The organism is Ruegeria sp. AF7 (assembly GCF_056541885.1).
The window spans coordinates 512,725-525,189 of sequence record NZ_JBQFYX010000001.1 but is presented as its reverse complement, the minus strand read 5'-3'; the positions used below and the strand labels follow the sequence as shown (position 1 = coordinate 525,189).

At 57.1% G+C, this 12,465-nt stretch carries 11 protein-coding genes; 3 read left to right on the top strand and 8 right to left on the bottom strand.

Features of this window, described 5'->3' with window-relative positions; genetic code table 11:
* Nucleotides 1-10: 10 nt before the first annotated feature.
* The 7 genes from ACR0AP_RS02620 to ACR0AP_RS02590 all read right to left on the bottom strand — a co-directional run bounded on the left by ACR0AP_RS02620 (nucleotide 11) and on the right by ACR0AP_RS02590 (nucleotide 6,377).
* On the bottom strand, nucleotides 11-991 hold the full coding sequence (locus ACR0AP_RS02620; RefSeq protein WP_480505125.1) for an alcohol dehydrogenase catalytic domain-containing protein: 981 nt from the start codon (nucleotides 989-991) through the stop codon (nucleotides 11-13).
* Nucleotides 988-1,749 carry an SDR family NAD(P)-dependent oxidoreductase gene (locus ACR0AP_RS02615; RefSeq protein ID WP_480505123.1) on the bottom strand — a complete coding sequence of 254 codons (762 nt, stop codon included), beginning with the start codon at nucleotides 1,747-1,749 and terminating at the stop codon, nucleotides 988-990. Before ACR0AP_RS02615 ends, ACR0AP_RS02620 begins: the two co-directional genes overlap by 4 nt.
* Entirely contained in the window at nucleotides 1,742-3,049 is a 1,308-nt protein-coding gene (hisD, locus tag ACR0AP_RS02610; protein ID WP_480505121.1) for a histidinol dehydrogenase, read from the bottom strand. Before hisD ends, ACR0AP_RS02615 begins: the two co-directional genes overlap by 8 nt.
* 12 nt (nucleotides 3,050-3,061) lie before the next feature.
* Nucleotides 3,062-4,390, bottom strand: coding sequence for a TRAP transporter large permease (locus tag ACR0AP_RS02605; RefSeq protein ID WP_480505120.1), 1,329 nt, complete (start codon nucleotides 4,388-4,390; stop codon nucleotides 3,062-3,064).
* An 11-nt stretch (nucleotides 4,391-4,401) separates the two neighbouring features.
* Nucleotides 4,402-4,914 (bottom strand): TRAP transporter small permease, encoded by a 513-nt coding sequence (locus ACR0AP_RS02600; protein ID WP_480505117.1) that lies wholly within the window; start codon nucleotides 4,912-4,914, stop codon nucleotides 4,402-4,404.
* A 108-nt stretch (nucleotides 4,915-5,022) separates the two neighbouring features.
* Nucleotides 5,023-6,168 carry a TRAP transporter substrate-binding protein gene (locus ACR0AP_RS02595; RefSeq protein WP_480485587.1) on the bottom strand — a complete coding sequence of 382 codons (1,146 nt, stop codon included), beginning with the start codon at nucleotides 6,166-6,168 and terminating at the stop codon, nucleotides 5,023-5,025.
* A 23-nt stretch (nucleotides 6,169-6,191) separates the two neighbouring features.
* Nucleotides 6,192-6,377: a hypothetical protein gene (locus ACR0AP_RS02590; RefSeq protein WP_267366030.1), complete on the bottom strand. Its 186-nt coding sequence runs from the start codon at nucleotides 6,375-6,377 to the stop codon at nucleotides 6,192-6,194.
* A gap of 134 nt (nucleotides 6,378-6,511) precedes the next feature.
* On the opposite strand from ACR0AP_RS02590, the gene ACR0AP_RS02585 reads away from it, so the two are divergent.
* From ACR0AP_RS02585 to ACR0AP_RS02575, 3 genes are all read left to right on the top strand, one after another.
* Complete coding sequence (locus tag ACR0AP_RS02585; RefSeq protein WP_480505115.1) at nucleotides 6,512-7,534, top strand: LacI family DNA-binding transcriptional regulator; 1,023 nt, start codon at nucleotides 6,512-6,514, stop codon at nucleotides 7,532-7,534.
* Between the two features lie 369 nt (nucleotides 7,535-7,903).
* Entirely contained in the window at nucleotides 7,904-9,124 is a 1,221-nt protein-coding gene (locus ACR0AP_RS02580) for an APC family permease (RefSeq protein WP_480485584.1), read from the top strand.
* A gap of 126 nt (nucleotides 9,125-9,250) precedes the next feature.
* Nucleotides 9,251-10,789: an MFS transporter gene (locus ACR0AP_RS02575; protein WP_480505113.1), complete on the top strand. Its 1,539-nt coding sequence runs from the start codon at nucleotides 9,251-9,253 to the stop codon at nucleotides 10,787-10,789.
* On the opposite strand, the gene ACR0AP_RS02570 is transcribed toward ACR0AP_RS02575, so the two are convergent.
* Nucleotides 10,790-12,382, bottom strand: a complete 1,593-nt coding sequence (locus tag ACR0AP_RS02570; protein WP_480505111.1) for a trypsin-like peptidase domain-containing protein — start codon at nucleotides 12,380-12,382, stop codon at nucleotides 10,790-10,792. It abuts the gene before it with no gap.
* Between the last annotated feature and the right edge of the window lie 83 nt (nucleotides 12,383-12,465).

Below are 12,465 nucleotides of genomic sequence, written 5' to 3'. Positions count from 1 at the left end.
TCTGTCAGGTTTATCCCCAGGGTCTCAGGATAATCTTCGGTGCGGCTACAGAGCCAGAGCGGATATCGCGAAACGCCTGCGCGCCATCGGCCAGTGCACGCTCATCAACCCAATTCAGGGCGCCAAGACGGCCGTCAAAGATCGCCTGAGCCGTGTCGCGGAAATCCTGCGCGGTGTAGGTGTAGGTTCCGATAAAGGTGATCTCCTGCAAGGTCATGCGACGCACGTCCAGACCTCCGGCATCTTCACCCAATCCGACATGCGCGATCACGCCACCCGGCGCGGCCAGGGCCGAAGCGACCGACCGTGTCGCGGCATATCCAACAGCATCAATGACCAACGGGAAAGACCCATTGGGCGCATCCACAAGTGCAAAACTTTCGATTTCCGCCAGATAAGTCCGGCGCAACGCGTTTGGTTCCGCGATTGTAACGTCTTCAATACCCTGCGCCCGCAGGGCCAAGGCCGCCGCAAGGCCAATAGCCCCTCCGCCAATCACCAAGGCGCGGCGGTCCATCGCAGAATGCTGAGCCTCGATCCCCAGTCTGACTGCGTGCCAGCTTACCGCCAGAGGTTCAGCCAGCGCAGCCTTGGCGAAAGGGACATCATCGGGCACGTCGACAAGATTTCTGCCTGGCATCGAGACATATTGCGCGAACGCCCCTTCGCGCGGTGGCATCGAGATGATCTGGCGGTCCGGGCACAGATTCTCGCGACCCGCCCGACATGCCGCGCATTGGCCACAGGTTACCAGCGGGTTGATCGTCACCCGGTCACCGGCGCGGATACCATCAGCTATGACACCGGCTGCCTCGTGCCCGAGGATCAGGGGCGCCGGGCGACGTGCATCATGGCCCAGATAGGCGTGCATGTCCGATCCGCAGATGCCAACCGCCTCGACCCGGATCAGGTGTTCCGATGCGCCCGGTTCGGCATTCGGCACATCGTCAAACACCATGTGTTCAACACCTTTGTAAACCAGAGCCTTCATTTGGCAGTAAACCCTCCGTCAACCATCAGAACCTGTCCCGTGACATAGTCAGACGCCCGAGAGCATAAGAACAGGATCGGCCCGTCGATATCCTGCATCCGCCCATTGCGTCCGATACAGGTTTGCGCGGCGTTCCGTTCCGCGCGCTTGGGGTCGTCGAACACAGCCTGCGTCAGTTCGGTGGGAAAGAACCCCGGTCCGATGGCGTTGGCGTTTATGCCAAAGGGCGACCACGCCTCGGCCATGGCGCGTGTCAACTGCCCGATCCCCGCCTTGGACGCGCCATAGGCGATACCACCTGGAAAAGCGCGCGTTGTTTGCAGCGAGGCGAAATTGACAATTCGCCCCCACCCCTTTTCCTTCATTGTCGGCACCATCGCCTGGCTAAGGAAGAACGGCGCGCTCAGGTTCAGGGCAAGCGTGGCGTCCCACCCCTCAGGAGTAACATCATCGGCGGCCTCACGCGTGTTCAGCCCAGCCGCATGGACCAGAATGTCGGGGGGGCCAAACTTGGAAGCGACGGCCTGTGTCAACGCATTTACCCCATCTCGATCTGCAACGTCTGCAACAACCGTTGCAGCGCGCGCGCCAATCTCGGCCTGCATCTGCGCCAATGCCTCGCCGCGCCGGGCCACGCCGACAACACGCGCACCTGCCGCGGCAAGAGTCCGTGCCACTTGCCGCCCAAGTCCAGAGCTGGCACCGGTGATACACGCCACCCGGCCAGTCAGGTCAAACAATGAGCGCGGGTCATCCATCGGCGGTCAAGTCGAATTGCTCGTCCGGGAAATACTTTGCAAGACGCACATCTGCGGCACGGGCGTGACCTTCCATTCCTTCCAACCGCGATATCCGCGCGGTCGCTTCGGCGATGGGCTTTGACCCTTCGCGGGTGGCCCGCTGCCACGTCACGATCTTCATGTATTTATGGACACTCAGCCCGCCAGTATAGCTGGCCGCGCCCGAGGTTGGCAGAACATGGTTCGTACCGGTCGCCTTATCTCCGTATGACACGGTTGTTTCCTCGCCCAGAAACAGCGATCCGTAACAGGTCAGCCGTTCCAGCCACCAATCCAGATCCTCAGCCTGAACCGTTAGATGCTCAGGTGCGTATTCGTCGGAACAGGCGGCCATCTCTTCGCGGTTGGAACAGACGATAACCTCAGCATAATCGCGCCATGCGGCCGAGGCGTTTTCGCGGTTCAATTCCGGCAGATCTGCGATCAACGCAGGCACCAGTTCCATCACCTTTTGCGCAAGGTCGCGATCATCGGTGACCAGCCAGACCGGCGAGTTGTATCCGTGCTCGGCCTGACTGACCAAATCGGTGGCGACGACATGCGCATCGGCGGACTGATCGGCAAGGATCAAACTGTCGGTCGGACCTGCGATCATGTCGATACCAACCTTGCCGTAAAGGATGCGCTTGGCTTCGGCCACGAACTGATTGCCGGGGCCCACAAGGATGTTGGCGCGCGGTAGACCAAACAGGCCGTAGGTCATGGCGGCAACACCCTGCACGCCCCCCATAGCCAGAATGCTGTCGGCCCCGCAGATATGCGCCGCATAAACGATGGCAGGCGCAACCCCTTCGCCAGGGCGCGGAGGCGAGCACGCTGTGATGTGGCGACATCCCGCAACTTTCGCTGTGGTCACTGTCATGATCGCACTGGCGATGTGGCTGTATCGCCCCCCTGGCACGTAACACCCTGCAGCATCCACTGGAATTGCCTTCTGCCCGGCAATGAAGCCCGGAACGATCTCGGTCTGAACGTCAGATACGGTCGCTTTCTGCGTCTCGGCAAAGCGCCGAACATTGTCGTGGGCGAAACGGATGTCGGCTTTCAACTTTTCGGAAACTTTTGCACAGGCGGCCTCAATCTCAGCCGAGGTCAGCAAGACATTCCCTTCGTACTTGTCGAACTTGGCGGCGTATTCTCTTGCCTTTGCATCACCGCCCGCCTCGATATCGGTCAGAATTGTCTTCACCGTATCATGCACCTCTGAGGCGTGTGATTGAGCCGTTAAAGTTGCCTTTTTCAGATATTCACGAGGCATGTTCAGCAGGTCCTATTGGTAGATTTCAGGTAGCAATGTTGTCGACACGGCTGGCACGTAGGCGATCAGGATCACCACGATCAGCATGGTCAATACGAAAGGCACGGCTCGGGCGGCAATCTTCAGAATGGATTCACCGGTAATGCCAGATACGACGAACAGGTTCAGCCCCAGCGGCGGGGTGATAAAACCCACTCCCAGCGCGGTGATCATCATGATGCAGAACTGGATCTCATTCATGCCGATATTGTCCGCTAGTGGTTTCAGGATTGGTGCCAGGATGACGATATTCGGCGTCGTCTCCATGACGCAGCCCGCTGCGATCAGGATGCCGATCATCAACAGGATCAGCAGATACGGATCGTCTGTCAGCGAGGTCACCGAAGTGACAAACCCCTGAGGAACACCCATGATCGCCAGCGCCTCGGCCAGCGGAGCTGAAAAGGCGATGATCGGCAGGATCACCCCGTTCACCTTTGCAGAGCTGACCAGCATCGACGGAAAATCCGCCAATGTCAGCGTACGCAGGATGAAGCCCATGATGATGGTGACGACAACGGCCGTTGCGCCGGCTTCGGTCGGGGTCAGGCGACCTGAGAAGATGCCGTAAAAAATGATCCCCGGCACGATGAACGCGTACCAGCCCGATTTCAGCGCCTTGCCCAGATTGGCCAACCACTCCCCCATGGTCATCATGCCGCCACCTTCGTAAGCGTAAAGGCGGTTCATGATGATGTTGGTGATCAGGATCGACACCAGGATAGCCAGACCCGGGATCAGAGCGGCCAGAAAAAGCGTCGATGCGGAGATACCCAGCACAAGGCCGATGATGATATAGGCGATTGAGGGCGGTATCAGGATGCCGGTGCAGGCACCGGCCGCGACCAGAGCACAGGCGTAGGGGCGCGGATACCCGCTTTCCACCAACCGGTTGATGGTCATCCGGCCTACCGCAGCAGCCCCGGCAGCGTCTGATCCCGAAATCGCGGCAAACATTCCGCAGACCAGCACCGTGGCCGATCCAAAGCCCCCCTTGGCGAAGCATGTCAAAGCCTCGGCAACATCCAGAAACTTGCGTGACAACCCTGTCCGAACCAAAACATCCCCGGTCAGGATAAACAAGGGCACAGCAGTCAGGGCAAAAGCGTCAATGCCAGTAAACAGGCTCTCTCCGACAAGGCTGAGAGGAAGGTCACCGGACATGATCAGCATTACAATCGCTGCTGTCCCAATGGCAGCCCAAACGGGCACGGCCAAGGCAATCAGGCCTACGAACAGGATCACCGGCAGGTAAAAATCCCAACCCAGTTCAACGGTTTGATTGAGGGAATTCCAAAGCATCCGGTCTCTCCTCAGTCAAACAGCTTGTCACCTTCGAAGACGGGCGTGCCGTCGCGAAGGCATTTCAGATCGCGTAACAGGGATTGGATCAGCCGCCAGATCATCAGGGCAAACCCGGTCGGCACAGCCATCAGGAACCAAACCTTGGAAATCCGCAAACCGTCCGTAACGGAACCAAACTTGGCCGAAACGTGAACCGCTTCATACGACCAGTAGAGTGCGATGATCGCCACCATGAACATCACCAGATCGCCGAAGATATAAAGCAGTGCTTTGGGGCGCGGCCCGACGTAGTGCATGATCACGTCGATCCGGATATGGGCGCGCTCTTTCACCGCGGCAGCCGCACCGATCCAGGCAAGGTAGATAAAGGAATACCGTACGATTTCTTCGCCCCAGATCGAGGAATAGGCGAATATCTCGCGCCGCAGCACCTCGATGGCCATGGTGATCACCAGCATCACGTAGAACACCAGCAGCAACCAGCGTTCGGCGTTTCGGTCAATGTTCTGAAGAACGGTCATCTGATCCTCCGGCGATGGGACAGCCCAGTCCGTACCTGCCTTGACCGGCCACTGTCGGCCGCGCGGTACAAGAATCGTGGACGCCGACAGGCGCCCACGGGTTTCACCTTAGGCGTCGTGGACGTAGTATTTGCCCTGCGTACCGGCCGCTTCGACCAGCTTCTCAAAGTTGTCCATCGAACCGGCCAGTTCCGTCTTGAAAGGATCCCATTCCGAACGCTGATACCCACCGGCATCCTGCCATTCCGCCAGCTGATCATCGCTGAGTGAGTGGAATTCAACACCTGCCTTGTTTAGCTCGGACATGGCGTAAGCACGCGCCGACGGAACCTTGGACAGGTTCTGATGGCCAGTCATCTCGGCACCCCACATAATGCCTTCCTGCACGTCAGCAGGCATCGAGTTGAACCACTCCAGATTACAGGAATAAACCTGACTGTCCGGAACGGCCTGCGTGAAGGTCACATGGCTGAGGATGTCCTTGAAACCAAAGACATACAGTGCTCCAACTGACGGGTCGAGCGCGTCGGCAACACCCTGCTTGATCGCCGAAGGTGTTTCACCCCATGCCACAGGCGTCGGGTTGGCACCAACCATGCGATAGTATTGTTGCAGCATCTTCGAACCGGGAACGCGGAACTTGATCCCGCCCATGTCCCCCGGTGTTATGACCGCATTGCCACCCTGCCGGACTGCGACAACACGCGGATCGATATTCACGTAGAACAGGGCCTTGAAGCCTGCCGCCTCGACCTTGGGGTGGACTTCGCTTTTCCACGTGTCCGAATGGACAAGGTTGGTGAAGCGCTGGTTCGACCCGCACAGATACGGCATGTTGATCAGGTCGACCGTGGACGCAAAAGGCGCAAAATTCGACAGCGAGTGCTGCGCGGCCTGAATGGTTCCACCTTGTACTTTCTGCACCAGCGCACCGCCCGCGCCTAGCTGGCCACCGGGGGCCAATTTGACATAGACCTTGCCGTTGGTAGCATTCTGGATGTTTTCCTTCAGATCCAGCTGCATGATCGGATAGCTGCGCGACGCACCCAGCACATAGGCTGTGGCCACCGTCATAATGTGGTCTGCGGCCTTTTCGCGCTCACTCTCTTCTTTTGCGGTTTGCGCGGCAGCCTCGGAAGACCACAAAACACCCCCTGCCCCGGCAACCAATGCGGCCGTGAACGCGCCACTCGCGCTCAGCTTCAGAAAGTTGCGACGTTCTGTTGACGCCAGTTCAATCTCGTCGTTGTTCATGAATTGCCCTCCCAAGCAAAAGTTCAGCTGCCGTCTGTTGCGTTTCGGTCAGCTTCCTTTTTCAGAATCGCGACAACGAACAAAATCGACGCCGCGAACAGAACCAACATCTCTCCTACGTCACCAAGAAACGCGCGGCCTGCAAAAGCACCCAAAGCAACGTTGGCGAAATAGATCGCGAAAACGACGACAGATGCAGCAAGGACCATTTCCGGGACTCCCGTTCAGAATCGGTTCAACACCTTTGTAAGCGCTTACATCAATATTGCAAGCGCTTACATTGGTGCTTTCATCATTTGAAAAATGCGATTAACTTAAGCCAACTGGAATTGAGAGTTCGAGAATGTCAAAACATCGGTCTGCTCCGACACTGGATGACGTTGCCAAGGCCGCGGGTGTTTCGACCGCGACAGTGTCCCGGTGTCTGAACAACCCGCAACAAGTTGTTGAAGCAACGCGCAAGCGTGTCCTGTCGACGGTCGAGGAATTGGGGTACACGCCAAATTTCGCGGCCCGCGTGATGGCGGCCAAGCGGTCATTTACCATTGGCGCCATCATCCCCACCATGGAAAACGCGATATTCGCAAGGGGGTTGCAGGCGTTTCAGGAAGAGATACATCAGCGTGGTTACACGCTGCTGGTCTCCAGTTCAGCCTATGAGCCCGAAGCGGAAAAGGATCAGATCCGAACCCTGGTCGCACGGGGTGCGGATGGGCTGTTATTGATCGGTCATGACAGGGACGCAGATATTTACGATTATCTGGACAGACGGAAAGTGCCCGCGCTGGTTGCCTGGTCCTTTCTGCCGGATAAACCTGTGCCGTCAGTTGGGTTCGACAACCGCAAGGCCATGAAAGCGCTGGCAGACCAGATCATCAGACAGGGACATACGCGTCTTGCGACGATATCGGGTATCAGTTCGGGTAATGACCGGGCGCGGCTCAGGATCGCTGGGATAAAAAGCGCCATGGCTGAACACGGCCTGCAGCCGGATGACCTAATGGTGATCGAAACCACATATGAGTTCGAGAATGGCGCGACGGCATTCAGGGATCTCATGGCGACTGACATGCCGCCGACCGCAGTTTTGTGCGGAAACGATGTTCTGGCAGTCGGCGCATTGAGGCAGGCGCAGAAAATGGGGCTCCGAGTGCCCGAAGACGTGTCGATTACAGGCTTTGACGACATCGAAATCGCGCGCATTGTCAGACCTGCCCTGACAACGGTTCACGTGCCCCACCGTGAAATGGGTCAAAAGGCTGCGCAGGAGTTGATACGAATGATCGAAACGAACTCTGCGGGCCAGTCTTTGGAGCTTTCGACCCATTTGGTCACCCGAGACTCCTTGCTTGACCGCATTCCTTAAGGCTCAGAAAGTTCGGCGATTCATTGCGTGTAAAAGGCGCACCGGTCTACGATTCAGTGTGACGTTCCGCTTTCATTGACCTGAATCAAAGCACGCAAAGTGACCACATAGTGAAGTACGAATATATCAACGGGCCCGACGCTCACCTGCCTGACCCCAAGCAAATTTACCGGTGATCAGTGATTCAGTGGTGTGAAAGTTAGCTCCGTGGGCGCGGCGAACGTGCGGCGCGCTCTCCTGCCGACTACGCTCTGGCTTCTCGGGACCAAACGCACGTCAGTCACTCATATGATCGAGGCAACGGGACCAAGCAGAGAAACTTTAATGCCAACCCAAGACACGCAACGCATTCCAATTGGCGGATAGATGATGTCCATCGTTGAACAAAAGACACCAAAGTTGCGACGGGCGCTGACGACCCCGCTGCTCACGCTCTATGGGCTTGGGGTAACCGTGGGCGCTGGAATTTACGTGCTTGTTGGTGCGACGGCCGGGATAGCGGGCCCGTATGCCGCGGTTTCGTTCCTGATTGCTGCGCTTGTTGTTGCGCTGACCGCCCTGTCATACGCAGAACTGGCAACCCGATATCCTGTGAGTGCGGGTGAGGCCGCCTATGTCGAAGCTGGGTTTCAGAAAAGCTGGATGGCCGTGCTGGTCGGTCTCGCGGTGGCCGCCTCGGGCATCATCTCGGCCTCGGCCGTGGCTATCGGGGCCGCGTCGTACCTTCAAACGCTTACAGGTTTAGGCATTTCAAGTCTGACAATCGGTGTAGTTCTGATCATGGGGCTGATCGCCCTATGGGGGATCACGCAGTCGGTAATGGTGGCGGCAGTCATTACCATCATAGAAATCAGCGGGCTACTTGTCGTTATTGGTTGGGGCCTGTCCCTTCCTGAGCCTCAGGGCTATGCGCTCACCCAGATGGTTCCCGGGCTGGACCCAACCGCCTGGAGAGGGATATTGGCCGCTTCGCTTCTGGCGTTTTTCGCCTTTGTCGGTTTCGAGGACATGGCGAATGTCGCTGAAGAAGTTAAAGACCCCGCCGGAACAATCCCGAAAGCGATCCTGTTGACGCTTATTCTGGCCACGGTCTTGTATCTTGGTACGTCCATGACTGTTCTGTATGTGGTGCCGATCGATGTCCTTTCGACGTCCGCCGCACCGCTGGCCCTGATTTTTACGGACGCGCCCGAGGTTATCCAGCAGGGGTTTTCGACCATTGCCATCGTAGCCACGATCAATGGTGTTCTGATCCAGATGATCATGGCATCCCGCGTGATTTACGGGCTCGCGGATCGGGATCATTTGCCTAAGTTTCTGGCTACGGTATCTCAGGTCACTCAGACGCCAACGGTAGCGACAATCATGGTCACGGCAATAATCCTGTTGCTGACCCAAACGCTTCCAATCGCCATTCTGGCCGAGCGCACGTCGCAAATTGTTCTGGGGGTCTTTGTGCTGGTCAATCTTTCACTGATCCTTTTGAAGACCCGGGCTGAAACCGATGAACCGCAGTTCCGCGTGCCTCTTGTTGTTCCCCTCTTTGGGGTGGTGACCAGTTTGTTGCTTTTTGCGTCCGCGTTTCTGTAAGCCTGTATCATTGGGTCAAGGAAATCCTGCGATGCGATTTACGTGAACATGACCACTGACCAGCCTTCTACAGGAGCGCCGCTTTCTGCATGGTGGCAAAGAACCTTTGTTGATCTGGCGCGACAGATGCGATGGTCCTACCTGCCACCGCTCATGGTCTACTTTGCCGCCGGGGTTTCTGGCCTGACATCGGTCGTCGGCGCTTTTTTTCTTAAGGACTATCTTAACCTATCCGCTTCCTTTGTAGCCGGGTTGGCGTTTTGGGCCGGGCTTCCCTGGATCCTGAAAATGCCACTGGGTCATATCGTTGATCTGTTTTGGCGGTGGAAGTCATTGCTGATCCTATTGGGGGCAACCCTGATCACCTTGTCCCTGCTCACCATGTACGGGCTTGTGGCCTTTCCCGGACATATGGTTGATGTCATACCGCTGGAACACTGCTATATCATTGCCCTGCTCTTGGCGCCTTCCGGCTATGCCATTCAGGATGTCGTCGCCGACGCGATGACGGTCGAGGCCGTTCCAAAGATCAATCCCCACGGGCAGCCGTTTTCGCCCGAGGAAACCCGTGCGCAGCATACAACAATGCAAACACTGGGCAGGATCGCCATTTTCTCGGGATTCGCAGCCGTAGCCGCGGTCAATATCTGGGTGTTCTCGGGAACCGAGGGCATGCAGAAATCAGACCGTCTTGCATTGTATGGCAACGTCTATCTGATCGCGCTTGTCATTCCCCTGTTGTCCGTCAGCGGTGTGGTTTTGCACGGTTTGATACAGCGTCAACATCTTCGCCTAGGTCATCCCCCGCATACTCCTGACGAAACCACCGAGGTCAAATGGCCAATCCTGCTGGGCGGTCTCGCCTTTGTTGTACTGAGTATCGTGTTGGGAACATCGAATTTCCAACTCGCCCAGGAAACTATTTTTGTAGTCTCACTGAGTGTGATCTTGTACCTGATGTCGCGCTTGGTGAAGGAACTGAACCCAAATCAGGCAAAGGCTCTGATTGGTACGGCGATAATCATTTTCGTGTTTCGTGCGGTTCCCTTGCCCGGGCCGGGGCTGACCTGGTTCGAAATCGACGAGTTGGGGTTTGACGAGCAGTTCCTGGCAATCCTGGCGCTTCTGACGTCCCTGCTTGCACTGGTCGGGCTCATCGTTCTGAGACCGTTTATGGCCAACCGCTCGATTGCGCAGGTCGTTATCATTCTGACCATCGCGTCGGGGGTCCTCGCCCTACCCAACCTTGCGCTGTATTACGGCGTGCATGAATGGACATCTGCGCATACCGGCGGGATCGTAGACGCGAGGTTCATTGCAATCCTCGACACCGCAGTTGAATCCCCGCTGGGTCAAATCGCGATGGTTCCGATGCTGGCCTGGATCGCACGTAATGCTCCTGTGCATCTGAAGGCAACTTTCTTTGCCGTCATGGCGTCATTCACCAACATGGCCTTGTCGGCCAGCAGTTTGGCAACGAAATACATGAACCAGATTTTCGTGGTGTCGCGCGCGGTAACCGACCCGGAAACCGGTGTCGTCACATCGATTGCCGATTACGGCCAACTTGGACACCTGTTGATCGCCGTGGCCCTGATTTCTGTGATCGTTCCGTTGACGGTCGTATTCTTTGTTCAAAAATCGCCTTTCCAGACCAGTGATTGATCACTGGCTGACAGTTTCATTCAGCAAGGTTTTCAGGTGCAAAACCGGAACCCCGATGTTTGAACCCCCGAACTCTGGCAGGATCGCGGCGTTAATCGCGACCACCTCACCCTTGCGGTTCAGGGCCGGTCCTCCGCTTCCTCCTGAGGTTGTTTCTGCGTCATAAACAACTGCACCCGGACTTGTCTGTGCCACGATTCCTCGGCTGGCGAGCGGTTGAACCTGGTTTTGCGCAGATAACCGTGCGGCGATCGTCCAGAAATTGACGGACCCGTCTTTCTCGAGCGTTTTCAGAAATTCCGGCCCCGCCTGCGCAATTAACGCTTTCAGGCCAGTAGGATACCCCAGAAGAAAGACTTCGTCACCGCTGCGAGGAAGGTCATCGGCCAGTCGTAATCCCAGCCCCTCGATACGGTTTGGATCAACCGACAAAAGCGCCAGATCAGCGGTCTCACTGAACCGGTCCAAAGTGGCCTCGATCGGATCGGTCTGACCTGGCAGATAGGCCAGCAACTGCAGCATCTCGGCCTCAAGACCTGCGTTTTTCAGTGCCTGAGCCTTGTCGCCGGTTGTCCAGGGCAAGGCAACGTGGCGGTTGGTGGCCATCAGCGGTGTACCCTCCAGCAGAAACCCGGTGCCGGTGAACTGGAACTCTGCGGGCTCACCCGTTGCGTCCGGTTCGATCCAGGGTTGTCCGAAAGGCGTTTGCAACTTCTCTCCGTTTGGCCCCAACACATGGCGCAGCAGTTTGCCGCTTTCGACATGACGCAATCCGTAGGCACCCTGAATGAAAGCCACGGATTGAGTAGACGCGGTGATGACCCGCGTGGACGCCCCTGCGCGCTGTTCAAGGGTACCCAACCGCTGCTCGGTAGATATCAGCTGGTTCTGAAAGGCATCCCTCAACGCCACAAGGTCTTCGGGGGTCAGCACATCTTCCCGCGTCTGGCTAAGCATGGCCGCCACTGCTTCGATCTTGCGGGCTTCCTGTTGTAGACTGTCGGCCAGTCTCCGGTCGTTTTGATAAAGCAGGAACAGCAGACCTGCGATCAGCGCAATCGCGGCAACCACCGTAATCCTGAAGAACATAGTGGTTTGAGAAACAAGCCTTCGCCCACTCTCACGCAGCGCACCCGACATTCTTTGGGCAAAGGGCCGGCGACTTGACCGCGCATAGGCATAGGCGTCACTTAGGATATCCTCGACCGTATGACGAATGGGAAACCTCTGAGTACATATGCGGTACCGTGAGATCGGGCCCAATTCGCCAAATTCGATCATGTCGCCGTGTTTCAGCGATGCTGATACAATCTTGTGGCCATTGACCCAGATGTCTTGCCCTGCCAGCGCGTTGAGCACATAGCCCCCCTCGGACCACTGAAGCGTTGCGATGTCTTCGTCATGAGGCGGCGTGTTGTCTTTCAGGCGCAGGCCTAGCGCACGGGCTTCGCCGACAGAAACAGTCAATGCGCTGTCAACAAGCCAGGAAACCGTTCCACGGGACGGGCCGGTCAGGCTCTCCAGAAAGGCATGAACATCACCTGCGCAAGGCTCTTGGGGTGTACTCGTGCCGGTCTGATCAATTTCCCGCATAGTTGGGCTCTGCTCAACAGTGATGGGGTCACTCTATCATAAGACGCCCGGAATCCTACCAATCGCAAGGGGGATGCCCAAAA

Excerpts from the sequence above, each read along its gene's own strand:
- ACR0AP_RS02620 (WP_480505125.1), bottom strand. The coding sequence starts at position 991 with ATGAAGGCTCTGGTTTACAAAGGTGTTGAACACATGGTGTTTGACGAT.
- ACR0AP_RS02615 (WP_480505123.1), bottom strand. The coding sequence starts at position 1,749 with ATGGATGACCCGCGCTCATTGTTTGACCTGACTGGCCGGGTGGCGTGT.
- hisD (WP_480505121.1), bottom strand. The coding sequence starts at position 3,049 with ATGCCTCGTGAATATCTGAAAAAGGCAACTTTAACGGCTCAATCACAC.
- ACR0AP_RS02605 (WP_480505120.1), bottom strand. The coding sequence starts at position 4,390 with ATGCTTTGGAATTCCCTCAATCAAACCGTTGAACTGGGTTGGGATTTT.
- ACR0AP_RS02600 (WP_480505117.1), bottom strand. The coding sequence starts at position 4,914 with ATGACCGTTCTTCAGAACATTGACCGAAACGCCGAACGCTGGTTGCTG.
- ACR0AP_RS02595 (WP_480485587.1), bottom strand. The coding sequence starts at position 6,168 with ATGAACAACGACGAGATTGAACTGGCGTCAACAGAACGTCGCAACTTT.
- ACR0AP_RS02590 (WP_267366030.1), bottom strand. The coding sequence starts at position 6,377 with ATGGTCCTTGCTGCATCTGTCGTCGTTTTCGCGATCTATTTCGCCAAC.
- ACR0AP_RS02585 (WP_480505115.1), top strand. The coding sequence starts at position 6,512 with ATGTCAAAACATCGGTCTGCTCCGACACTGGATGACGTTGCCAAGGCC.
- ACR0AP_RS02580 (WP_480485584.1), top strand. The coding sequence starts at position 7,904 with ATGTCCATCGTTGAACAAAAGACACCAAAGTTGCGACGGGCGCTGACG.
- ACR0AP_RS02575 (WP_480505113.1), top strand. The coding sequence starts at position 9,251 with ATGCGATGGTCCTACCTGCCACCGCTCATGGTCTACTTTGCCGCCGGG.
- ACR0AP_RS02570 (WP_480505111.1), bottom strand. The coding sequence starts at position 12,382 with ATGCGGGAAATTGATCAGACCGGCACGAGTACACCCCAAGAGCCTTGC.